Annotated in this window: 22 protein-coding genes; 9 read left to right on the forward strand and 13 right to left on the reverse strand. The window is 72.6% G+C overall.

The genetic code is table 11. From position 1 onward, the window contains the following. Positions 1-137: 137 nt before the first annotated feature. Positions 138-1,004 (reverse strand): alpha/beta fold hydrolase, encoded by an 867-nt coding sequence (locus FHX81_RS33645; RefSeq protein WP_141984276.1) that lies wholly within the window; start codon positions 1,002-1,004, stop codon positions 138-140. A 123-nt stretch (positions 1,005-1,127) separates the two neighbouring features. Here FHX81_RS33645 and FHX81_RS33650 point away from each other — a divergent pair, with 123 nt between their 5' ends. Next, complete coding sequence (locus tag FHX81_RS33650; protein WP_141982549.1) at positions 1,128-4,226, forward strand: ATP-binding protein; 3,099 nt, start codon at positions 1,128-1,130, stop codon at positions 4,224-4,226. A 70-nt stretch (positions 4,227-4,296) separates the two neighbouring features. Next, on the forward strand, positions 4,297-5,481 hold the full coding sequence (locus FHX81_RS33655) for an alpha/beta hydrolase family protein (RefSeq protein ID WP_141982550.1): 1,185 nt from the start codon (positions 4,297-4,299) through the stop codon (positions 5,479-5,481). Positions 5,482-5,498: 17 nt separating this feature from the next. Here the strand turns inward: FHX81_RS33655 and FHX81_RS42710 are convergent, their stop codons facing one another. Beyond that, positions 5,499-6,653, reverse strand: a complete 1,155-nt coding sequence (locus FHX81_RS42710; protein WP_141982551.1) for an MFS transporter — start codon at positions 6,651-6,653, stop codon at positions 5,499-5,501. 344 nt (positions 6,654-6,997) lie between these two features. Here FHX81_RS42710 and FHX81_RS33665 point away from each other — a divergent pair, with 344 nt between their 5' ends. Beyond that, entirely contained in the window at positions 6,998-7,984 is a 987-nt protein-coding gene (locus tag FHX81_RS33665; protein ID WP_141982552.1) for a LacI family DNA-binding transcriptional regulator, read from the forward strand. Between the two features lie 615 nt (positions 7,985-8,599). Here FHX81_RS33665 and FHX81_RS33670 read toward each other — a convergent pair. The 6 genes from FHX81_RS33670 to FHX81_RS33695 all read right to left on the reverse strand — a co-directional run bounded on the left by FHX81_RS33670 (position 8,600) and on the right by FHX81_RS33695 (position 14,566). Next, positions 8,600-9,169, reverse strand: a complete 570-nt coding sequence (locus tag FHX81_RS33670; protein ID WP_141982553.1) for a hypothetical protein — start codon at positions 9,167-9,169, stop codon at positions 8,600-8,602. Continuing rightward, positions 9,166-10,002 carry a carbohydrate ABC transporter permease gene (locus FHX81_RS33675; RefSeq protein ID WP_141982554.1) on the reverse strand — a complete coding sequence of 279 codons (837 nt, stop codon included), beginning with the start codon at positions 10,000-10,002 and terminating at the stop codon, positions 9,166-9,168. The genes FHX81_RS33670 and FHX81_RS33675 overlap by 4 nt, the downstream gene beginning before the upstream one ends. Then, positions 9,999-10,970: a carbohydrate ABC transporter permease gene (locus tag FHX81_RS33680; RefSeq protein ID WP_246108103.1), complete on the reverse strand. Its 972-nt coding sequence runs from the start codon at positions 10,968-10,970 to the stop codon at positions 9,999-10,001. Before FHX81_RS33680 ends, FHX81_RS33675 begins: the two co-directional genes overlap by 4 nt. Further along, entirely contained in the window at positions 10,967-12,235 is a 1,269-nt protein-coding gene (locus FHX81_RS33685; RefSeq protein ID WP_170232258.1) for an ABC transporter substrate-binding protein, read from the reverse strand. Before FHX81_RS33685 ends, FHX81_RS33680 begins: the two co-directional genes overlap by 4 nt. 187 nt (positions 12,236-12,422) lie before the next feature. After that, positions 12,423-13,394 carry an arabinan endo-1,5-alpha-L-arabinosidase gene (locus FHX81_RS33690; protein ID WP_211363629.1) on the reverse strand — a complete coding sequence of 324 codons (972 nt, stop codon included), beginning with the start codon at positions 13,392-13,394 and terminating at the stop codon, positions 12,423-12,425. A gap of 314 nt (positions 13,395-13,708) precedes the next feature. Further along, the gene (locus FHX81_RS33695) at positions 13,709-14,566 is read right to left on the reverse strand and encodes an alpha/beta fold hydrolase (protein ID WP_141982556.1); all 858 of its coding nucleotides are present in this window, start codon (positions 14,564-14,566) and stop codon (positions 13,709-13,711) included. A 127-nt stretch (positions 14,567-14,693) separates the two neighbouring features. Here FHX81_RS33695 and FHX81_RS33700 point away from each other — a divergent pair, with 127 nt between their 5' ends. The 5 genes from FHX81_RS33700 (at position 14,694) to FHX81_RS33720 (ending at position 18,374) form a co-directional block, all read left to right on the forward strand. Beyond that, on the forward strand, positions 14,694-15,260 hold the full coding sequence (locus FHX81_RS33700; RefSeq protein ID WP_211363630.1) for a CGNR zinc finger domain-containing protein: 567 nt from the start codon (positions 14,694-14,696) through the stop codon (positions 15,258-15,260). A gap of 41 nt (positions 15,261-15,301) precedes the next feature. Next, positions 15,302-15,589, forward strand: a complete 288-nt coding sequence (locus tag FHX81_RS33705; protein WP_141982557.1) for a hypothetical protein — start codon at positions 15,302-15,304, stop codon at positions 15,587-15,589. A 46-nt stretch (positions 15,590-15,635) separates the two neighbouring features. Continuing rightward, positions 15,636-16,199, forward strand: a complete 564-nt coding sequence (locus FHX81_RS33710) for a YdeI/OmpD-associated family protein (protein WP_141982558.1) — start codon at positions 15,636-15,638, stop codon at positions 16,197-16,199. Positions 16,200-16,492: 293 nt separating this feature from the next. Beyond that, positions 16,493-17,953 (forward strand): family 43 glycosylhydrolase, encoded by a 1,461-nt coding sequence (locus FHX81_RS33715; RefSeq protein WP_141982559.1) that lies wholly within the window; start codon positions 16,493-16,495, stop codon positions 17,951-17,953. Between the two features lie 4 nt (positions 17,954-17,957). Continuing rightward, positions 17,958-18,374, forward strand: coding sequence for an RbsD/FucU family protein (locus FHX81_RS33720; RefSeq protein ID WP_141982560.1), 417 nt, complete (start codon positions 17,958-17,960; stop codon positions 18,372-18,374). Positions 18,375-18,692: 318 nt separating this feature from the next. On the opposite strand, the gene FHX81_RS33725 is transcribed toward FHX81_RS33720, so the two are convergent. Both FHX81_RS33725 and FHX81_RS40915 read right to left on the reverse strand, forming a co-directional pair. After that, positions 18,693-19,031 carry a VOC family protein gene (locus FHX81_RS33725; protein ID WP_141982561.1) on the reverse strand — a complete coding sequence of 113 codons (339 nt, stop codon included), beginning with the start codon at positions 19,029-19,031 and terminating at the stop codon, positions 18,693-18,695. 116 nt (positions 19,032-19,147) lie between these two features. Next, positions 19,148-19,315: a hypothetical protein gene (locus FHX81_RS40915; RefSeq protein ID WP_170232259.1), complete on the reverse strand. Its 168-nt coding sequence runs from the start codon at positions 19,313-19,315 to the stop codon at positions 19,148-19,150. Positions 19,316-19,514: 199 nt separating this feature from the next. Between FHX81_RS40915 and FHX81_RS33730 the strand changes: the two genes are divergently transcribed. Then, positions 19,515-19,928, forward strand: a complete 414-nt coding sequence (locus FHX81_RS33730) for a hypothetical protein (protein WP_141982562.1) — start codon at positions 19,515-19,517, stop codon at positions 19,926-19,928. A gap of 36 nt (positions 19,929-19,964) precedes the next feature. Here the strand turns inward: FHX81_RS33730 and FHX81_RS33735 are convergent, their stop codons facing one another. The 3 genes from FHX81_RS33735 to FHX81_RS33745 form a co-directional block, all read right to left on the reverse strand. Continuing rightward, positions 19,965-21,185 carry a DUF6239 family natural product biosynthesis protein gene (locus FHX81_RS33735; protein ID WP_141982563.1) on the reverse strand — a complete coding sequence of 407 codons (1,221 nt, stop codon included), beginning with the start codon at positions 21,183-21,185 and terminating at the stop codon, positions 19,965-19,967. A gap of 4 nt (positions 21,186-21,189) precedes the next feature. After that, positions 21,190-21,747 (reverse strand): hypothetical protein, encoded by a 558-nt coding sequence (locus tag FHX81_RS33740; RefSeq protein WP_141982564.1) that lies wholly within the window; start codon positions 21,745-21,747, stop codon positions 21,190-21,192. Positions 21,748-22,137: 390 nt separating this feature from the next. Continuing rightward, positions 22,138-22,797, reverse strand: a complete 660-nt coding sequence (locus FHX81_RS33745; RefSeq protein ID WP_141982565.1) for a winged helix-turn-helix transcriptional regulator — start codon at positions 22,795-22,797, stop codon at positions 22,138-22,140. Positions 22,798-23,037 lie beyond the last annotated feature (240 nt).

Here is a 23,037-nt window from a genome sequence, read left to right on the forward strand (position 1 = left end):
CGTGCAAGTTTTCCCGCAGGGTCGCGGGGCACGCTTGAGGAGCCGCGCCGCTCCCGGCTGGGGGGACGGGAGACCGCGGCACAGGGGGGACCGGCGAGCGGGCGCGGGGTCGGCAGACCCGGCGCCCGCCGCACGGCCTACCGGGCGAGCAGGTCGCGCAGCGCCTTCACGACCTCGCCGGGCGCCTCCTCGGCCATGAAGTGGCCGCACGACACGGTCCGGTGCTCCAGGTCCGGGGCCCACGCCCGCCACCGGGCGGCGGCGTCGAAGCCCAGCGCCGCGCCCCAGTCCTGCTGCAGCACGGTCACCGGCATGCGCAGCCGGTTCCCGGCGTCACGGTCGGCCAGGTCGTCCGAGACGTCCGCGGTCGCGGACGCGCGGTAGTCGGCGACGATCGACGGGACGGCCTCCCGCGAAGCCTTCAGGTACGCCGCGCGCACGTCGGCCGGGATGGACGCCGGGTCGTTGGTCCACACGTCGAGGAAGTGGCCGAAGAACGCGTCCGCCGAAGCCCCGATCACCGCCTCGGGCAGGCCGGGCGGCTGGGCCATCAGGTACAGGTGGAAGCCGACGGCCGCCGTGACGCCGTGCATCACGTCCCACATGTCCAGCGTCGGCAGCACGTCCAGCGACGCCAGGTGCGTGACCGCGTCCGGGTGGTCCAGCCCGGCGCGGATCGCCACCAGCGCGCCCCGGTCGTGCCCCGCCAGCGCGAACCGGTTGTGCCCGAGCGCGCGGGCCAGGGCGACGACGTCGGCGGCCATCGTGCGCTTGGCGTAGGTCCGCCCGTCGTCGGCCGGCTTGTCGCTGTCGCCGTACCCGCGCAGGTCGGGGCAGATGACGGTGTGGTCGGCGGCCAGGTCGGCGGCGACGTGCCGCCACATCAGGTGCGTCTGCGGGAAGCCGTGCAGCAGCACGACGGGGCTGCCCGAGCCGCCCACGGCGACGTTGAGCGCCACACCGTCGGCGACGGTGACGCGCTGCTGCGTGAACGAGGTGATCATGTCCTGCTCCGGTGTCTCGGCGGTGGTGCGCCACCCACCCTCGGCCACCCCGATCAGCGTTCGATCAGCACCGGCCCACCGCCCGCGAGGTGGCCCCGGACCAGGTCGGATACGTTGTCGGCGATGGTGAGCTTCACAGTGCTCGGCCCGGTGGAGGCCGTGGGCGAACGCGGTCCGGCCGACCTCAAGGGCCCGCGGCACCGGGCCGTGCTGGCCCGGCTGCTGGTCGCCGGCGGACGCGTGGTGCCGGTCACCCGGCTCGTGGACGACCTCTGGGACGGCGACGCCCCCGAGGGTGCGGTCGGCGCGGTCCAGACGTTCGTGGGCGCGCTGCGCAAGGCCCTCGAACCGGACCGCCCGCCCCGGACGCCCTCACGGCTGCTGGTGACCGTGCCGCCGGGCTACGCGCTGCGGACGGAGGACGTCGACGCCCGGCGGTTCGAGGCCGCGGTCGCCGGGTCGGCCCCGCTGCTGGCGGGCGGCCGCGCCCGGGACGCCCTGGCGCTGCTGGACGAAGCGCTCGAACTCTGGCACGGCCCCGCCTACGCGGAGTTCGCCGACCGGCCCTGGGCGCACGGCGAGGCCGCCAGGCTGGACGAGGTGCGGCTGCTGGCCGTCGAACGGCGGGCCGAGGCCGCGTTGGCACTGGGTGACGCGGCGGCCGCGGTGCCGGACCTGCGGGCGCACGTCGCCGCCCACCCGTGGCGCGAGGACGGCCGCCGCCTGCTCGCCCTGGCCCTCTACCGCACCGGCCGCCAGGGCGAGGCGCTGGCCGTGCTGCGCCAATCCCGCGAGGTGCTGCGCGCCGAACTCGGCGTCGACCCCGGCCACGCCCTGCGCCGGCTCGAAGCCGACATCCTCACCCACGCGCCGACCCTCGTCCCGCACCCGCCGCCACCGATCGGGCCGACCACCCCGTTCCTCGGCCGCGCCGACGAACTGGCCGAGCTGGCGGACGCGGCCCGGACGGGTCGGCGACTGGCGTTGATCTCCGGCACGGCCGGCGCGGGCAAGACCGCGCTGGCCCGCGAGCTCACCCGACGGCTCGCCGCCGCGGGCTGGACGACCGCCTGGGGCGACTGCCCCGAGGACGCGCCCGCCGCCTGGCCGTGGACGCGGATCGCCGATGCCCTCGCCGCCGCCGGCCACCCGCCACCGGCACCGCTCGCGGACCGGTTCCGGTGGCACCGGGCGATCGGCGCGCACCTGGCCCGGATGCCGCACCCCGTCCTGCTGGTCTTCGACGACGTCCACTGGGCCGACGAGGACACGCTCGCCCTCGTGACGGCGCTGGCCGCCGACCACGACGCCGGACGCGTGCTCATCGTCGCCACCTACCGCTCCACCGAGATCCCCGCCGCCCTGACCGCCGCGCTCGGCCGCGCCGCCCGCACCGAGCCGACCCGCGTCCACCTCGGCGGCCTGACCGGACCCCAGGTGCGGGACCTGGTCGAGGCCACCACCGACCGCACGCCCACCGACGCCGACGTCCGCGCGATCCACGCCCGCAGCGGCGGCAACCCGTTCTTCGTCCGCGAGCTGACCCGCCTGTGGGAAACCGACCCGGCCCTGCGCACCGTGCCCGCGGGCGTCCGCGACGTCCTGCGCCACCGCCTCGACCGGCTCACCCCGACCGCGCGGACCCACCTGCGCCAGGCGTCGGTGCTCGGCCGGGACGTCGACCTGGACGTGCTGATCCCGCTGGCCGGCGCCGAGGACGAGGTGCTGGACTCGGTGGAATCGGCGCTGCTCGCCGGTTTCCTGGTCGAACCGGACGCCGAACGGCTGCGGTTCGCGCACGCGCTCGTGCACGAGACGCTGTACGACGACATCCCGCACGCCCGCCGGGCCCGCTGGCACGCGGCGGCCGCCGACGTGATCGAACGGCTGCGCCCCGACGACGTGGAAGCCGTCGCACACCACCTCCTGCGGGCCGGAACCCGGGCCGACCCCGACCGCACCGCGCGCCGCACCCGGGCCGCCGCCGAACGGGCCGAACGCCGCTTCGCACCGCACCAGGCAGCCGCGCTGTGGCGGGAAGCGCTGGCACGGTCACCCCACGACCCGGAAGCCGTGGCAGGACTGGTCCGGGCGCTGGCCGTGACCGGCGAACTGGAGCAGTCCCGCCGGCTCCGCGCCGAAGCGGTCACCGGGGCGGGCGGCGACCCGGTGCTGACCGCCCGCGCGGTCGGCGCGTTCGACGTACCCGCCCTGTGGACCACCAACGACGACGAAGCCCTGTCCGCCCGCCTCGCCGCCGCCGCCGAAGACGCGCTGGACGCCCTCCCTCCCGGCCACGACGCCGAACGCGCACGCCTGCTGATCACCATCGCCATGGAACGGCGTGCCGACACCGGGCCACGAGGCCGTGCCGCGGCACGGGAAGCGGAAACCATCGCCCGCGACCTGGACGACCCGTCGTTGCTGGCGCCGGCGCTCAACGGCCGGTTCCTGCACACGTGCTACCGGGCCGGACTGGCACCGGACCGGGCCCGGATCGGCGCGGAACTGCTCGACCTCGCCACCCGCCACGGCCTGGTGCCGTTCGAGGTGCTCGCCCACCTGATCCTCAACCAAGCCCGCACCGCGCTCGCCGACCTGCCCGCCGCCGACCACCACGCCGCCGCGGCCGAAGCCCTCGCCGAACGCCACGACCTGCCGCTGGTCGCCGTGTTCACCAGCTGGTACCGGGCACTGCGGCTCGCCGTGACCGGGCGACGGGACGAGGCCGGGGCCGCCTACCGCGCCGCCGCGTCCCGGCTCGCGGGCGCCGGGATGCCGGGCGTGGAACGCGGCCTCCTGCCGCTGGCCCGGCTGAGCCTCGGTGAGGCGCCGGACGTCGACTACGGGCCGCACGAGCCGTGGGCGCGGCCGATCGTCCTGCTGTCCCGGGGACAACGCGCCGAAGCCCTCTCGACGACCATCCCCGACCCGCCGCACGACCTGCTGTTCGAGGCGCGAACGTGCCTGCACGCCGTGATCGCGGTCGAAGCGGGCGACCGGCCGACCGCGGCACGCCTCTACACCGCACTGCTCCCGGCGGCCGGGGAACTGGCCGGCGCGGGCAGCGGCCTGGTCTCGTTCGGCCCCACCGCGCACCACCTGGCGAACCTCGCCACCGCGCTCGGACGTCCCGAGCGGGCCGCCGAGCACCACCGCCAGGCACGAGAACTGTCCGCGCGCCTGGGCGCTCCACAGTGGACCGGGTGGACCTTCACCTAGTGGTCATGCCAGGGTGCCGTTGGGTGATCACCCCGATCCCGCCCGCACCCCGCCGCCATAGGTTCACCCCGTGACTGGAAAACGCTTGCTCCTGCCCGTCCTGATCGCCGGCGCGACACTCGCGGCCGCCGCGCCCGCGACGGCCGCCGTGACGTTCGAACTGCCCGCACCCACCGGCCCCCACCGGGTCGGCGTCACCGACCTGCACCTGGTCGACCACACCCGCCCCGACCCCTGGCGGCCGGACACCGCCCGGGAACTGATGGTCACCATCCGCTACCCCGCGACACCGAGCCCGGCCGGCGAAGCGCCGTTCATGCCGCCCGCCGTCGCCGAAGCGGTCGCCGCGAGCGACGCCCGCGCGCTGCGCCTCGACCCCGCCGACCTGGACTACGGCTTCCCCACCCACTCCGTCCCCGACGCGCCCGCCGTGCCCGGCCGACGGCCCGTCGTGCTCTACTCACCCGGCCGCGGCAACCCCCGCGCCCTCGGCACCAGCCTCTTGGAGCAGTTGGCGAGCAAGGGCTACGTGGTCGTCGCGATCGACCACACCCACGAACCGCTCGCCGTGCAGTTCCCCGACGGCCGGGTCGCACCGCGCTCCATCCCGCCCATCACGATCGACGTCTCCAAGCAGATGATGGCGACCCGCGCGCAGGACACCGGTTTCGTCCTGGACCAACTGGACGTACTGGCCGCCGGCGGCAACCCGGACGCGGGCCGCCGCGACCTGCCCCGGAACCTCGGCCGGTCGCTCGACCTGTCCCGGGTCGGCATGGTCGGGCACTCGGCCGGCGGCTTCACCACCGGCGAGGCCATGCTGACCGACCGGCGGATCGACGCGGGCGCCAACCTCGACGGCAGCATGGCCTACAACCAGTCCACCGGGGACTTCGGCCGCGTCGCCGACGAAGGCCTGGACCGACCGTTCCTGCTGATGAGCGCGGGCGACCACAGCGCGGCGTCCGACCTGTCGTGGCAGCGGTTCCTGGCACACCACCGCGGCTGGGTGCGGCAACTGCACCTGCCCGACGGCGAGCACTCCTCGTTCACCGACCACCAGTCGCTCGTGCCGCACCTGCGCCTCGACCCGACCGTCACCGCACCCATCGTCGGCACCGTCGACCCCGACCGCAGCACCGCCGCCCAACGCGCCTACCTGACCGCGTTCTTCGACCAGCACCTGCGCCACCGACCGCAACGCCTCCTGGAGGGACCGTCCGACCGGCACCCCGACGTGCGCTTCCTCGGCTGAACCGTCAGCCCCGACCGTCAGCCCCGACCGGCGGGCGCCGACCCGACCGGGCGCACGGCCGGAACCAGGGCGAGCGCCGGGACGAGCAGCAGCGGCACGACGAGCAGGGCGCGCAGGACACCGACGTGGTCACCGAGCAGCCCGACCGCGGGCGGCCCGGCCAGGAACGCGGTGTACCCGATGACCGCGACGACACCGACCCGTGCGGCCGCGCGTTCCTCCTCGTCGGCCGCGGCGCTCATGCCGACCGGGAAGCCGAGCGCCGTGCCCAACCCCCACAACGCCACCCCGCCCACCGCGACCACCGGCTCACCGGACCACACCGCCAGGGCCGTGCCGACGATCGCCGACACCATCGACCCCACCAGCACCGGCGAGCGCCCCCACCGGTCGAGCGCGACCGTGCCCACCACCCGACCGATGGTCATCGACGTCACGAACACCCCGAACACCACCGCGCCCGCCGCCGCCCCGAACGCGTACCCGTCCACGAACGCCACCGCGACCCAGTCGTTCGCCGTGCCCTCCGTGAACGCCAGCACCAGCACCAGCAACCCGATCAGCAACGTGCGCGGTTCCCGCCAAGCTGCCAGCACACCGCTCTTCGCCGTGCCGGCCGTGCCGTGGCGGAAGGAGCGCGCGGCGACGAACGTGCCGACCACCGTGACGACCGCGACACCGGTCAAGTGCACCACCACCGGCAACCGGACCGCCACCGCCGCCGCCACCCCGGCCGCCACCACCGTGCCCGAACTCCAGACCGCGTGGAAGCGCGGCATGATCGTGCGGCCGATCAGTCGTTCGACGGCGGCGGCTTCGACGTTCATCGCGACGTTGCACGTGCCCGAGCCGTAGCCGAGGAGGAACAAACCGATCCCCGTCGCCCGCACCGAAGGCCAGACCCCGATCCCCGCACCGACCACCGCCAACCCCGCGGCCACACCGACCGCCGCCCCGCGGACCGCCCGCCGAGCACCGAGCCTGTGCGTCACCTCCCCGGCCGTGACCATCGCCAGCACCGCTCCCGCCGACATGGCCAGCAGGAGGAGCCCCAACGCGCCGGCGTCGAGCGCGAGCGCGTCCTTGGCGGCGGGGACGCGGGCGAACCACGACGCCACCGCCACCCCGTTGAGCCCGAACGTCACCGCGACGCCGATGATCCCCGCCCTCATGACCCCACCCCTCCCCGTCCCCGTCGCCACCGTGCCGCGACCTCACCACCAACCCGACCTCAAACGTGGAAGCGCTTCCACCACAAGCCCGAACCCGGCCCTCGTTCTGCGATCGAACCCGTTCCCCCCAGCGCCGTCCCCCAGCACCCGGCCTTCGCCCCAGTGCCGAACCGACCCCTGTCCGACCGCGAGGATCGAGTTGACTCTCATCCGTGCCCGTGCCCGTGCCCGTGCCCGTGCCCGTGCGTGAAGGGCCTCCGCGTACGACACCGACTCCTGCCCCAGTCGGTGTCGGCTGGCCTGATCCGGGCTGATCCGGAAACGGAGCCGGCACACTTGCCACCGTGGTCGAACAGCGCCGCGAGGCAACCTTGGCCGACGTCGCCCGCCGGGCCGGCGTCTCCATCGCCACCGCATCCCGTGCCCTGACCTCCCGCGGCCCGGCCTCACCCTCCACCCGGGACAAGGTCACCGCCGCCGCCCACGCCCTGGGCTACCTGCCCAACCCCGCCGCCCGCGCCCTGGCCACCCGCAGCGGCACCCGGATCGCCATAGCCGTCGCCGGCCACACCGCCCACGTCCTGAACGACCCCTACGTCGCCCGCGTCACCGCCGCCACCGCCACCGCCGCCGCGTCACGCGAGGTCGGCGTGTCCCTGCACTGGCTGCCCCTGCACGACCCGGCCGAACTGGCCCGCCTGACCGGGAACCGCGGCATCGGCGGCATCCTCGTGGTCAACCCGACCCCGACGGCCCTGGCCACCACCCCCCACTCCGCCCGCCACCGGATCGCCGCCATCGGCAACGGCTCCCGCCACATCGCATCCTTCGACGTCGACAACGCCACCGGCACCACCAACGTCATCCACCACCTGCTCAGCACCGGCCGCCGCCGAATCGCCATGATCACGGGCCCCGAGTGGCTCCCCTGCACCCACCGCGCCCTAACCGCCTACCACCACGCGACCACCGAAGCCGGCATCCCACCACGCCACGTCCCCGGCGACTTCACCGCAGCCCGAGGCGACGCCGTCGCAACCCACATCATGACCCGCTGGCCGGACACCGACGCGATCTTCGCGCTCGGCGACCTGTCAGCGCTGGGCGCCCTGGACGCCCTCCGCCGCACCGGCGTGCACGTCCCCGGCGACGTCGCGGTGGCGGGCTTCGACGACATCACCTTCGCCGCCCTGAGCCACCCGGCCCTCACCACGACCACCAACCCGGTCGAATCCATCGCGACCGCTGCCACCACCACACTCCTGGACCGCCGCCCCACAGTCCCGCTGACCTTCTTCCCCTCCACGCTGGTGCCGCGGGACAGCACCTGACCGGCTGCGGCGAAGGTTCCGATCGGCCGCTCGTGCCGGGTGGCGGGTGACCCCGGATGACCGGCGACCCCGGATGACCGGCGACCCCGGATGGCGGGCAGCCCTGGGTGACGGCCGATCCCCGATGACAGGCGCCCGGTGACAGGCGGCTGGGTGGCGGATGGCTGGCGGTGATCGGTTCGGACGGCGCCTCGCCTCGCCTCGGCTCCGCGCTCGCGCTGACCCCTGGTCTGCCCGGCCCCAGGGCCTGCTGGTTCCAGGCCTGCCCGACTCCCGGTTCGGCGCCGGCATCCTGCTTCGGCGGGTCCGGCTCCAGCCTTCAAGTGAGGTGCCGGCGTCAGCCTTGAGGTGAGGTCTCGGCGTCACGCTCGAACCGGAGGTTCGGGGTGCTTGGTCCCCTCCACGCTCGGCCTCAAGGGCACGCCGGGTTTGGCGGTCCCGCCGGGGGTGGAGAAGACGGCAGTGGGGAGGAGACGGCGTCGGGGGTTGGGTGCCGGCCTCGTTGTTTCAACCGACGTTCCAGAGTTTCGGTAACGGCGTTTCTGGCGATGGCTCCTTCCGGATTCACCCGTTCGTGGCCAGGTGAGGAACGATCAGCGCTGGTCAGAGGGCATGCTAACGAGAGATCGGGTTTTCGGCGAATGTCCGGTTCCGTCGGTCCACCGCGACGGCGGACATCAGGACGCAGCCGACCATCGGCAGCAGGAGCGGTGGGTGTTGCCAGGTCACGACCAGCAGGACCGCCAGGGACATGACCAGGAGCAGGGAGCCCGCGAAGTCACGAGCCGCTCGGCGTGCGCCCTCACGCATGACCGAAGGCCACGAGGCCCCCGGCGACCACGAAGCCGCCGCACGGAGAACGACGACCGCCAGGCCGACCCCCGCCACCGAGCACACCGCGGCCACGTACCCGCCACCCACCACCCGCGTCCGCAGGAACACCACGTCCACCACCAGCACGGCGAACCCGGCGACCACCCCGACCGACACCACCCACCCGCCCGGCGACGCCGCCCGCACCCGGCCGAAGAACGACCGCACCGACGTGGTCTCCCCGTCGACGTGCGCCTTGATGTGCGCGCACCCGGCCGCCAGGGCCGGCACCAGGGTCACCACCGGCAGGGCCGCCAGCAGCACCAGCAGCCCCGCCATCAGGCACTCGCCGAACAGCGCGAACCGCCTCATCCCTTCAACCCCGACGTCGACACGCCCTCCACCAGGAACCGCTGGAAGAACAGGAAGAACAGGATCACCGGCACCAGCGCCAGCATCGACATCGCCATCAACGCCCCGAAGTCCGAACCCGTCGTCTCGTCGATGAACAACTGCAACGCCAACGGCAGCGGGTACTTGTCCGGGGTGCTCAGGTAGATCAACGGCCCGAAGAAGTCGTTCCAGCTCCAGATGAACGTGAAGATCGCCGTCGTGATCAGCGCCGGCCGGCACAGCGGCAGGATGATGTGCCAGAACACCGTCCAGTGCCCGGCCCCGTCGATCTTGGCCGACTCGTCCAGCTCACGCGGCAGCTGCCGGATGAACTGCACGATCAGGAACACGAAGAACGCCTCCGACGCCAGGAACTTGCCCGCCAGCAGCGGCACGTAGGTGTCGATCAGGTCCAGGTTCTGGAACACCACGTACTGCGGGATGATCAGCACGTGGAACGGCAGCAGCAGCGTCGCGATCATGATCGCGAACAGCACCGTCCGACCGCGGAACCGCAGGCGGGCGAACGCGTAGGCCGCCAGCGCCGACGACGCGACCGTGCCCACCACCGACAGCACCGCCAGCACGGCCGAGTTCCAGAAGAACCGGCCGACGCCGACACCGACCACGCCCTCGAACACCCGCTCGTAGTTCGCGAGCGTCGGCGCGGTCGGCAACAGCTGCAGGCTGCCCACGATCGCCTCGGACGGTTTGAACGTCGCCGCCGCCACCCACACGATCGGGTACAGCACGATCGCGAGCAGCGCCAGCACGCCGACGTGCCACGCCACCCTGCCCCACGGCCGCCTCATCGCTTGTCCCCCGAGTCGCCGGAGTAGAAGACCCACCCGCGTGCCGTGCGGAACAGGAACACGGTGACCAGGCCGACGCCCAGCAGCAGCATCCACGCCATGGCCGACGCGTAGCCCATCCGGTAGTCGCCGAAGCCCCGGTCGAACAGGTAGATCGTGTAGAACAGCGTGCTGCCCGCCGGCTGCCCGTTCGGCCCGCCCACGACGTACGCCGACGTGAACACCTGGAAGGCGTTGATCGTCTCCAGCAGCAGGTTGAAGAACAGCACCGGCGAGATCATCGGCAGCGTGATCGACCAGAACCGCCGCGCCCGACCGGCGCCGTCGACCTCGGCCGCCTCGTACAGCTCCCGGGGCACCTGCTTCAACCCGGCCAGGAAGATCACCATCGGCGCGCCGAGCTGCCACGTCGCCAGCAGCACCAGCATCATCAGCGAGAAGTCCGGGTTGCCCGCCCAGCCGCCGGTGTCGATGCCGAACCGCAGCAACAGCTGGTCGACCACCGAGTCGTCGCTGAACATCATCTTCCACACGATCGCGACGCCGACGCTGCCGCCGATGAGCGACGGCCCGTAGAACGCCGCCCGGTAGAAGCCCTGGCCCGCCCGCTTGCTGTTGAGCAGCATGGCCACGGCCAGCGCCGCGACCAGCTTGATCGGCACGGCCAGCGCCACGTAGATGGCCGTCACCTGGACCGACCGCAGCCACCGCGCGTCGGTGAACATCCGCTGGTAGTTCTCCAGGCCGATCCACGTCGGCGTGTTGAACAGGTCGTAGTCGGTGAACGAGAGGTACAGCGAGGTCGCCATCGGCCCGAGGGTCAGCAGGACGATCCCGATGATCCACGGCGACAGGAACAGGTACCCCGCCAGGCCGTCACCGGGCAGGCGGGTCCGCCTGCGCGGACCCGGCCCCCGGTCGACGGCGACCTCGGCGCGCCGGTCCGGCGCGATCGTCGCCCGGCTCACGACCCGAGGGTCTCTTCGGCCTCGGTGAAGAACTGCTCGACCGCCTCGTCCACGGAGATGCGGCCGTACTGCAGTTCCTCGGTGATGCGGATGAACGCCTGCTCCAACGTGCCGGCGCCCTTCGGCGGCGCGGGAGGCGTCTTCCCGAACTCGTCCTTCAGCTCGTCCTCGTACGCCGCCACGGCGGCCAGCGGCCCTTCGAGCTGCGCCGCGGCGCGCTGCGCGTTCGTCGGCGGCAGACCCCGGTTCGCGCCGAAGATCTTGCCGACCTCCGGGTCGTTGACCATGAACGACACGAGCTTCGCCGCCGCCGCCGGGTGCTCGCTCTTCTGCGACACGCTCAGCAGCATCGACGGCTTGAGGTACTGCCCGGAGGTGCCCGACTCGTCGGTCGGCACCGGGCCCAGCTTCAAGCCCGGGTTCCCCTTGGCGTAGCGGGCCATGAAGTTGTCCCAGCCGAGGTCGCCGGCGACCAGGTTCTGCTCGAGCGCGTGCGCGGGCTTGATCTGCACGCCCTTCTCGATCGGCAGCACGGTCTTGGCGTCCGCGAGGTCCTTGCCCTCCTGCATGAACTCCTTCAACCGCGCCTTGTCGAAGCCGAGCTCGCCGTCCTCGGTGTAGAGCAGCTTGCCCTCCTGGCGCAGCTGGAGCTCCAGGTTGTAGTAGCTGCCGACGTAGTTGCCGCCGCCGGACACCCCGGTCTTCTCCGCGATCGCCTTGACGGCGGCGCGGTAGTCGTCCCAGGTCCAGCCCTCCTTCGGTTCCTCGACGCCGGCCTGCGCGAACAGCGCGGGGCTGTAGATGTAGCCCCAGGTGTTGCCGCCGGTGGGCACGCCGTACAGCTTGCCGTCGATCTCGCCCGCGCCCTTGAGACCGGTCAGCAGGTCCCCGAGTTCGAGGTTCTTGCCTTCCTGCTTCTTCAGGTCGTAGAGCGCGTTGCGGTCGGCGTACTCGCGGATGTAGGCGAAGTCCATCTGGAGCACGTCCGGTGCGTTGCCGCCCGCCGTCTCGGTGGCCATCTTCTGCCAGTACGCCTCGAACTCCTGGAAGCTCGGCGTGACCTTGATGTCGGGGTTCTTGCTCTGGAAGAGGTCGATCGCCTTCTGCATCAACTCGGCGCGCTCGGCGTTCCCCCACCACGAGAACCGCAGCGTGGCGGGACCGGCCTGGGTCTCGTCGCCGCCGCCACCGCCGCTGCCGCACGCGACGGCCAGCAGCGCGACCAACGACGTCGCCAGGACTCTGAAACGTTTCAGGGCACCCATTCGGTTCCTCCGGTTCCGACCGCTTCGTGACGGGACGCGCGGTGCAGAGGGGAAAGCGCTTTCCGGGAGGCTACGAGCAGGTTGCGCCAACGTCAATGCCCACTTTGGCGGCCGTGCGGTTGCGGGTCTGCCGCCGTCCCCGCCCGCCGCTGCCCTCGGCGGACGGGGACGGACGACCGGTCGGCGCTCAGTGCACGTACGGCCAGCCCGCGGAATCGAGCGCGAGCAGGTTGATGCCCAATCGGGACGCACCGTCATCACCGTAGTAGTGGTAGACCAGGATGTCGCTGTCGACATCGCCGAACACGTCCTGGTGGCCCGGACCGTGGATGCTGCCCTGGCCCGCCAGGATCTCGGTGCCGCCGCCGGAGGTCATGGCCGTGCCGTTGCGGGCCACGTACGGGCCGGTGACGCTGGTCGAGCGGCCCACCATGACGCGGTAGGTGCTCGCGGCGCCCTGGCAGCAGCGGTCGAACGAGACGAACAGGTAGTAGTAGTTGCCGCGCTTGACGATGTTCGGCGCCTCGATGGCGCCGCCGTTGCGGCCGGCGATGGCGCGGATCGTGGAGTCCGAGCGCAGCCCGGTGGACGGGTTGAGCGCGACCATCTTGATGCCGGACCAGAACGAGCCGAAGCTCAGCCACCAGCGGCCCTGGTCGTCCACGACGAGGTCGGGGTCGATGGCGTTGAAGTTGTCGCCGGTGCGCGACTCGATGACCAGGCCGCGGTGGGTCCACGTGCCGGCGTTGCCGCTGGAGCTGGTGGCCAGGAAGATCGCCGACCGGTTGGAGCCGAACGTGGAGGCCGAGTAGTACATCCAGTACTGGCCGTTGCGGTAGGAGATGTCCGGCGCCCACAGGTTGCGGCTGCCGTTGGTGTAGGTGGTGGTCCAGGAGGCGCCGTTGGGGAAGGCCGCCCCCGCGTTGCGGAACGCGGTGCGGTCGGTGGAGGTCTTCAGGCCGATGCCGTCCGCGGTGTGCGCGACCAGGTAACTGCCATCCGGTCGCTTGACGACGCTGGGGTCGTGCACCCGGATGTCGCCGGTGACGACGCCCGGACCCGGGTAGGCCGACGCCTGGGGCGCGGCCACCGCGGACGCACCGGTCATGGCCAGTGCGGCGAACAGGGTGGCGAGAGCGCGTTTCCTCGATGCAGCCACGGTTTCCTCGATGATCTCTCGGGGTGGACTGGACGCGGCGGCGTGGGTGTCCTGAGTGGACTGGCGGCACAACGGGGAGCGGAGGCTTCGGCGTCGCGACCCGGCAGCGGACGCGCTGCGCGGACCCTTGCCTCGCCTCCTTGCGAGCAGGAATCGTGACGCGCCTCCGGTCCTGTGCCGGCGGGCCGGACTGGGAGCGCTCCACGGCACCGTAGCGCAGGCCGGCGAAGGGGGGCAAGGCCTGCCTGTTATCGCTAACAGGCTGGCCGGAAAGCTGGTGCGGCGCTGCCTGTTAGCGCTCACAGCTTCGCTGATCAGCCCAGGACGCGTCCGAGGAAGCCGCGGGTGTAGCCCGTGATGGTGTCGAGTCGGTCCTCCAGCGCGAAGTGGCCCGCGTCGAGCAGGTGGATCTCCGCGTCGGGCAGGTCGCGCCGGTAGGCCAGCGCGCCGTCCGGGCCGAAGATCTCGTCGTTCCTGCCCCACACCGCGAGCAGCGGCACGCGCGTCTCGCGGAAGTACCGCTGGAACACCGGGTACGCGTCGAGGTTGTGGCGGTAGTCGCGGAACAGGGCCAGTTGCACCTCGGCGTTGCCGGGCCGGTCGAGCAGGGCCTGGTCGTGCGCCCAGGTGTCCGGGCTGATCCGGCTCGGGTCTTGGACGCCGTGGGTGTACTGCCAGCGCGTCGCGTCGGGGGTGAGCAGCGCGCGCACCGCCGGTTCGGTGTCGGGGCCCGGGTTCGTCGCGTAGGCGAACAGCGGTTCCCAGAACGGTGTGAAGCCCTCGGTGTAGGCGTTGCCGGACTGCGTGATGATCGCCGTGACGCGTTCGGGGTGGCGTGACGCGATCTTCAGGCCGATGGGTGCGCCGTAGTCCTGGATGTACAACGCGTGCCGCCGCACGCCGAGGTGGTCCAGCAAGCCGAGCGTGATGTCGGTGAGCGCGTCGAACGTGTAGTCGAACTCGTCCACCGACGGCGCGGCGCTGTGGCCGAAGCCGACGTGGTCCGGCGCGATCACGCGGTAGCGGTCGGCGAGGCGGGGGATCAGCTCGCGGAACATGTGCGAGCTGGTGGGGAAACCGTGCAGCAGCACCAGGACCGGCGCGTCGGCGTGGCCCGCCTCCCGGTAGAAGACGCGCTGCCCGTGGATGTCGGCGTACCGGAACGAGGTCATCGACTGCTCCCGACTCGGAGTGTCTAACCGTTCTAAGTCATTTGAAAGGTTAGTTGGCGGACAAAGGTAAGCAGGTCGCGTGTTAACCTGTCAAGCGACTCTCAACGGTTAGAAGTGGAGGTGGGCGGTGCTGGGTGCCGATGACGCCGTGACGGGCGCGTTGCTGGCCCGCGGCTGGCCCGGGCGCCCGCTGGCCGACCAGCCCTTGGGCATCGACCTGCTGAACACGCGGTGGATCACCGCCGGCGTCGCCTACGACCTGTTCGACCACGACGACCTGACCGGCGCGTGGCTCACCGACCGCGAACTCCCCACCGCCCGACCCGTGCCGCGGCAGCCGCTGCGCGAGGCCCGTGCCGCCGTGGCCGCGGTGATCGCCGACCCGGCGGACCACGCCGCGCTCAACGCCCTGCTGGACCACGGGCGGGTGCGGTTGGCGGTCGACGCGCGCGGCCGGGTCGAGCACGACGACGTCGCCGACCCGCGGTGGCGTGCGGCCTGGGCGTGCCTGCGGGACTTCGCGGCCCTGCGCGAGGCGACCCCGGACCGCCTCCGCAAGTGCGCGAACCCGGAGTGCGTCCTGCACTTCCAGGACGTCTCGCGCACGGGCAGGCGGCTGTGGTGCTCGATGACCGCCTGCGGCAACCGGCTCAAGGCCCGCCGGCACCACGACCGGGCCCGCGCCACCCCCTGACCTCACGCGTCAACCGGCGGCCGACGGGGTATGGCACACCCATGACGCATGAGGAACCGCTGGACCTCGGCGCGACCGGGCTGTCGGCCGCCGAGGAGGAGCGCATCAGGCGCGAGCACGACCTCGACCGGCCGGAGGTGTTCGACCGGCGCAACGACGTCGACCGCCGGGCGCGGACCAGGGCGAACCTGCTGCCCGAGGAGCAGGGGACGGGCAGTGCCGACCCCGAGGCGCAGGCGCGGGAGGTGTTGCGCGACTCCGACGTGCGCACCGAGATCCCGGAGTCCGCGCCCGACACCGTGGCGGAACGGCGTGAGTCCGGCACCTGAGCGAAGTGCTCACACGGTGCGCACTTTCGCACCGCACCATGGGGACATGGACGAACCGACAGGCACCCCGGTCCTCGACTTCGCCGACGCCGCCGAGTGGGAGTCGTGGCTGGCCGACCACCACGGCACCAGCGGCGGGGTGTGGCTCAGGATCGCCAAGAAGGGGTCGGCGGCGACGTCGGTCACCATCGCGGAAGCCCTCGACGTCGCCCTCTGCCACGGGTGGATCGACAGCCACCGCAGGGGTTTCGACGCCGACCACTACCTCCAGCGGTACTCGCCGCGGCGGCCGGGCGGGTCGTGGTCGCGGGTCAACGTCGAGAAGGCCGAGGCGCTGATCGCCGCCGGGCGGATGCGGGCCGCCGGCTTCGCCGCGATCGAGGCCGCCCGGGCCGACGGCCGCTGGGACGCGGCCTACGAGCGGCAGCGCGACGCCACCGTGCCGCCCGACCTGGCCGAGGCGCTGGCGGGGGACGACCGCGCGCGGGCCCGGTTCGAGCGGTTGGACCGGACGCGGCGGTACGCGCTGCTCCTGCGGCTGATGAAGGCGAGGACGCCGGCTGCGCGCGCCGTCCAGCTCGGCCGGATCGTCGACGAGCTGCGGGACTGACCACCGGCCGGGTGGAGGCCGGGTGCGCGGACGGGGGAGAGTCGCGTCCGCCCACCCGGCGAGCGTCGGGGCGGCGTGTGTCGGAGAAGCTAACGCATTGTTATCGCTAACACCAGTACCGTTCGGCGATTGCGCCTGCCGCCGGTCGGTCTTCCGGTACGACCGCGATGCGGAACGTGGTTCGCCGACAAGCGACCTCGAATCGTCTCGCAACTGGGTATTGAGGCGGGCCGACCTGCGCTGTTAGCGTTAACAGTCGCCGCATACCCCGACGCCACGATGGAGTGGAACCGATGGACAGTGCCGTTCTCCGGTGGATGCCCCGCAGGTTGGCGGTGGTCGCGGTGGCCGCCGTGACCGCGCTCGCGGGCCTGGTGGTGACGCCGACCGCGCAGGCCTCACCCGCCGCGCAGTACACGAACCCGCTGGCGAACCAGCGGGCGGACCCGCACATCTTCAAGCACACCGACGGCTACTACTACTTCACCGCGACCGCGCCGGAGTACGACCGGATCGTGCTGCGCCGCGCCACCACGATCCAGGGCCTGGCCGGCGCCGCGGAGTCGGTGATCTGGCGCAAGCACTCGTCGGGGGAGATGGGCGCGCACATCTGGGCGCCGGAGATCCACTTCGTCAACGGCAAGTGGTACGTCTACTTCGCCGCCGGGCGGACCGACGACGTCTGGCGGATCCGCCCGTACGTGCTGGAGAACAGCAGCGCCAACCCGCTGACCGGCACGTGGACCGAGCGGGGCAAGGTCAACGTCCCGTGGGACACCTTCTCCCTGGACATGTCGACCTTCGTGGTCAACGGCACGCGCTACCTGACGTGGGCGCAGGCCGAGCCCGGCATCTCGACCAACTCCAACCTCTACCTCGCCCGCATGGGTTCCACCCCGTGGAGCATCACGGGCACGGTGGCCAGGCTGACCGTGCCGACGCTGGCGTGGGAGACGCGCGGCGGCGTGAAGGTCGCCGAGGGGCCGACGGTGATCCAGCGCAACGGCCGGGTGTTCCTCACCTACTCGGCCAGCGCCACCGACGCGAACTACTGCCTCGGCATGCTGACCGCGTCGGCGTCGGCCGACCTGCTCAACCCGTCGTCGTGGACGAAGGGCGCCAACCCGGTGTTCGAGAGCAACGCGGCCACCGGGCAGTACGGTCCGGGCCACAACTCGTTCACCGTGTCCGAGGACGGTCAGAGCGACATCCTCGTCTACCACGACCGCAACTACCGCGACATCTCCGGTGACCCGCTGCGCGACCCGAACCGGCGCACCCGCGTGCAGAAGGTCTACTGGAACGCCGACGGCACGCCGAACTTCGGCATCCCGGTCGCCGACGGCGTCACGCCCGTGCGGCTCAAGTCCTACAACTACCCGGACCGGTTCGTCCGGCACTGGGAGTACCGCGGCCGGATCGAGGCGAACGTCGCCCCCCTGGCCGACTCGCAGTTCCGCGTCGTCACGGGCCTGAACGGCAGCGGCACGGTGTCGTTGGAGTCGACCAACTTCCCGGGTTACTACCTGCGGCACCGCAACTACGAGATGTGGGTGGAGCGCAACGACGGCAGCGCCACGTTCCGCGCCGACGCGTCGTTCTTCCGGCGCGCCGGACTGGCGTCGGGTTCCGGCGTGTCGTTCGAGTCCACCAACTTCCCCGGCCAGTACGTCCGCCACAACGGCACCCACATCAACCTGACCACCACGCCCGATTCCGTCGCACGAGCCGACGCCACGTTCATCCTGGAGTGACCCAGTGCTGCGCTTCCCCCTGATCCACCCGCCGCTGCTGCACGCCCTGGCCGTGGCGGGCCACGGGTCGAAGGTCCTGATCGCGGACTCCAACTACGCGCACCGGACCAACGTCCACCACCGGGCCGAGGTGATCCACCTCAACCTGCGCCCCGGCCTCGTCACGGTCGACGAGGTGCTGGAGCCGGTGCTGTCGGCGATCCCGGTGGAGGCCGTGCACACCATGCGGCCCGACGAGTCGGGCACGCCGGAGGCGTGGGCCGACTACGAACGCCTGCTCGGCCCGGACCTGCCGCTGCAGCCGCTGGCGCGGCAGGACTTCTACGCGGCGTGCCGCGCGCCGGAGCTGGCGGTGTGCGTGGCCACCGGCGACGGCCGGCTCTACGCGAACGTGCTGCTGACCGTCGGTTTCGTCGCCTGATCCCCGGTCTCCGACCCGCACGCGCCGGCGTGCGTGCGGGTCGGAGCCGGACCTGACGGCCGGCGTCCGGTGTGGACAGCCGCTCCGCCACCGGGTCGCCGGCGGCACGCCGTCGCGCACGTCGTGGCCCCGATCAGCACCGCGACCGCGGCCGGCCGGCACGCCACCACGTCCGTGTCGACCGCTGCCGGACCCGCGGCGGATGGCGGCGCACCGGGTCGCGAGGGGCAGGCACGGCGGCGGCCCGGATGCCGCCGCGCGCTCACGCCCGAGCGCCGGCCCGCGCGGTCGTCAGCCCGCCGCGGTGACGCGCGCACGTCACCGCAGCGGGCTGTGCAGGATCGCCGCGTACCCGTCCGGGCCGACCGCGACGCAACGCCGCTCGTGCGGTCCCGTGGTGATCTCGCCGACCTCGAAACCGAGCGCCCCGGCGCGTGACCGGGCCTCGTCCAGGTCGGGCACCTTCACCAGCACCGCCGGGCCGTCGTGCACGCGGTCCGCGCCGGACAGGGCCAACCGCCCGCCCGCCACGTCGAACTGCGCCCAGCGGTCGCCGTCGACGAACGTCGGCGCCACGCCGAGCAGCGCGGACCACCGGTCGACCGCGCCGGCGAGGTCATCTGTCGGGACAACGGGGGCGATGCGTTCAGCAGTCACGCGATCGACGCTAACGACGCCTCACCCGACGGTCAACGAACCGGCCGCCGCACCGGCGGATTCAGCAACAACGAACAAGGTCCGGAACTGTCCACACCGGACAGGGCGGCCTCGGCTCACCGGGGTTCGTCGATGCCGGGCGCGGTCACGTCGTCGTCCGCCGGCGGCTCGGGGTCGCGCCACTCCTCGGCCCGGTTCGGGCGGTTGCCGCGCAGCGCGCCTTCCAGCTCGTGCTTGAGCTCGTCGTCCTTGACCGGGCCGTGCTTGTCGCTCTCGCGGTGCATGGGCACGTCCTCCTCCACGCTCCTGGGATTGGGACACCGGTGGAGTACCCGCGCGCGTTCGGCCGAATCACGGCCGCCGCCCACGTCGTCACCCAGCGGCATGGGTTCACCCGATCGACCGAGCATGGACATCCCTCGACCCGGGTAATTCCCTGAACGACAGGCGAGCAAACGAAGAGGCGGCGTCGTGGTCGAGCGGTTGACAGTCCGGCGCCGGGACCCCGGCGCGGACCCCAGGCCGGGCGCGGACCCGGTGCGGGAGATGGACGTGTGGTGGGAGCGGATCGGCCGCAACCTGGGCCGGGACTGGGACTTGGCGACGGCGGACGAGCGACCCGTGCTGGTCGACGTCGCGGTGACCGAGCAGGCCTACTTCTTCGCCACGCTGATCGAGGACGTGCGTCCGCGCGACGTGCGGGTGGAGATCCGGGACCTGGACCTGCGGCCGGACGGCACGCCGATCCGGCGCGACCGGGTCGGGATCACCGTGCGGCCGGCCGATCACCCGTGCACCTACTACTACTGCGCGACGGTGCCCGCCGTGGTGGACGTGGAGCGGATCGACGCGTGGCTGTCGGACGGCATGGTGGTCGTGCGCGTGCCGACCCGGTAGGGGAGGTGTTCCACGCGGTCGGGTCCGGCGACGACCTCAACCCGACCAGGCGGCGAGACCCGAGCGGGACGGCGTCGCACCGGGGAAGGCGGCCGACAGGGTCTCCGCGTACCGGCGTGCCCCGGGCGTCGTGAGATCGGGCGGGACGAGCCACGGCGCGGGGTGGTGCCGCGCGCCCGGTGGCGGGGTTCCGCCCAACACCAGGACTTCCGACGAACCGGGCGTGACGGCGTGGCCGAGCCGCGTGGCCTCCGCGCGCACGACCTCCATCGCCTCGGCCGCGCGTCGCGAGCCGTCCGCGACGACCGAGAACGGCCCGCCGATCGCCGCGACCTCGGCGCGCAGCGCCGCCGCGTCGGCCTCGGTCAGCGCGGGCCACGGCAGGTCGCCGCGCCTGCCGGTCAACTTCGCCGCCAGCACGGCCGACGCGTAGTCGGGACCTTCCGGCCCGCGGACGTCCGGTCCGGTCCACGCCACGTCGCCGGTGTCCACCGGGACGGTGGTGCGCGCGCCGCCCCGGTCCAGCCACAGGTCGCCGCGGCCCTCGGGCAGCCACACCAACGCCCACCGGCCGGTCGTGCCGTCCCGCGGCAGCGCGGGCACGAGCGCGTTCGGCGCGTTGCCCACCGACAGCGGGACGTCGGTGGTGTGCACGATGTTCCAGCCGGGCATGTGCGGCACCACGAGCAGGTCGACCGGACCGCCGCCCAGCGCCACGCGGGTCAGCAGCGGGTCGCCCGCGGCCGGGGTGGTGAGCTGCCCGGTGACGGTGACCTGGCCCAGCCCCGCCAACAGGGCCACGCCCAGCGCCGCGCCGACGACGCGCACCAGCGCGGTCGGCGGGCACAGCGCCAGCCACGACACCCCGACGAACGCCGCCATCAGCGCGATGTAGGCGAACGAGGACGGCGGCCCGGAGAACCACGCGCCGGCGGCCACCGTCGCGAGGACGGCGGCCGCCACCACGAGCGCGGCCACCACCGGGCGATCGCGGCGCAGCGCCGGGGGCACGGCCAGCAGGCCGATCAACGCCACCGCGGCGAGCGACGGCATCCACGTCGCCTCCGCGATGAGCAGCACCACGACACCGCCGACGCCGGCCGCCCCGGTGACCACCCGGCGGGTCACCGCCCCGGACGCGGCGGGGGCGAACGGCCGGACCAGCGCCCAGCCCGCCGCCACGGTCACCGCGCCGAGCAGGATCAGCCGGAGGAGGGTGAAGCCGAGGGGCAGGCCGACGGCGCCGTGGTTGTGCACGTCCTCAGGCCGACGCGCCGACCGCGCACGTGCACTGCATCTCCGCGCGCTCCTGCGCCGTGGGACGCATGTGCAGCACCATCGCGATGACCATCGGGATGAACACCACCGTGTTGTAGAACAGGTGCAGCTCCACCCGCGGGATGATCAGCTGGATGATGCTCGTCGGCGCCGGCTTGCCGAGCAGGTTCGTCCCCGCCGACGCCTGGATGATCAGCAGCAGGTGCTCGATGTGGTGCCAGAACTGCAGGCCGAGCGCGATCGTCCACCAGGTCTTCGACCGGCCGACGAACCCCTTGCGCAATGCGAACAGGAAGACGAGCATGACCAGCGCGTAGCCGTAGTGCATGATCTCGGACGTGACCAACCACGGGAACCACAGGCCTAACGCTCCCTTGGCCTGGGGCACCGGCCAGCCCAGGGCGTAGATCTGCACGGCCTGGGTGATGTGCTCGGCCCAGTGCGCGAGGACGATCAACGTGAACGCGAACAGGGCCGGCTTGTGCCGAACGGTGTTGAGCGGTCCGCCCACCGAGTGGGTGTGGGCATGGGTGTCGACCATGGTTCCTCCTGCTGCGCCGGCCTCGTTCGGGCGATTTCCCGTGACCGGCGACGATATCGGGTTTCGGGCGCGCCAAGTACGCCGCGGTGCGGAAACGCAATCATGGAGAAGGGGCACTGGTCCACGCGTCGGTACGGTGTTCGCCGCCGCCCGCCGTACGGGCGCCCGCACGGTCGACCGTATAGCGCTCCGATGCGTTTTTCCTCTTCCCCCTTGCGGTCGGGGGAATGTCGCCCGACGGCCTTCTTGATCGAAACCGAAAAAGGCGCATTCCGGAAGATATGGACATCGTGCCGCCGCGACGGGGACGTCCGGGAAATGATCAAGAAACCGATCGGGTGACTCGGTGGCGATTGCGACCGGAGCGGGATCCCGTAGTGGCCCGCGGCGTCACGCCACCGGCTCGGGGAAGGGGAACAGCGTCAGGAACCGCATCGCCACGGCCTCGTCGCCGTCCACGACCAGGTCCTCGGCGGCGAGGACCTCCTCCTTCGTGCGCCGACCGCAGATGACGCTGTTCAGCGTCGCCGTGTCGGTGTGGATCACCACGTCCGGCCGGTCGACCGGTTCCCGGGCCAACCGCAGGCCGTCCGGCGTGACGGTGGCGCGGAACCCGTCCTCGCCCAGGCTCACCACGACGTCGGCGGCCAGGCCGGCGGCCCGCTCCGGGTCGTACAGCGACCGCAGCGCCAGCATCATCGAGTCGACGCTGATCGGGCCCCCACCGCGGGCTCCGGGCGCCTGCGCGCCCCACCGGCCCAGTGCGGCGACGACCGGTTCGAGCTCGTGGCCCCACGGCGTCAGCTCGTACACCCACGCGGCGGCGGGCGGCGGGATCCGCCGGCGGCGCAGGATGCCCGCCTCGTCCAGCTCGCGCAGGCGCTGCGACAGCACGTTGGGGCTCGCGCCCGGCAGCCCGGTGCGCAGGTCGGTGAACCGCTTCGGGCCGAACAGCAGCTCGCGGACGACCAGCAGCGCCCACCGCTCGCCGATGAGGTCGAGCGCGTAGGCCGTGGCGCACCCGTCGTCGTACCTCCGCCTGGTCGTCACGACCTCCAGTCTAAGTCGGACTTGATACGGATTTCACACTGGTTGGTTGCTTGTTAGGACCAAGGACCGGTAGCTTGGGAGGCCGGACGTCGACGCGGACCGAGATCCCGGGGGGTGCCGGTGACCGCGACCTGCCAGGCCACGCCGCCGCGCGCCGTCGCGGGGGCCGTGCTCCGCGCCGAAGCCGCGCTCCGACTCCGCGGCGGGACCCCCAGCCCGCTCGAGCGGAACGCGCAGGCG

Source organism: Saccharothrix saharensis, from assembly GCF_006716745.1.
Lineage (GTDB): Bacteria > Actinomycetota > Actinomycetes > Mycobacteriales > Pseudonocardiaceae > Actinosynnema > Actinosynnema saharense.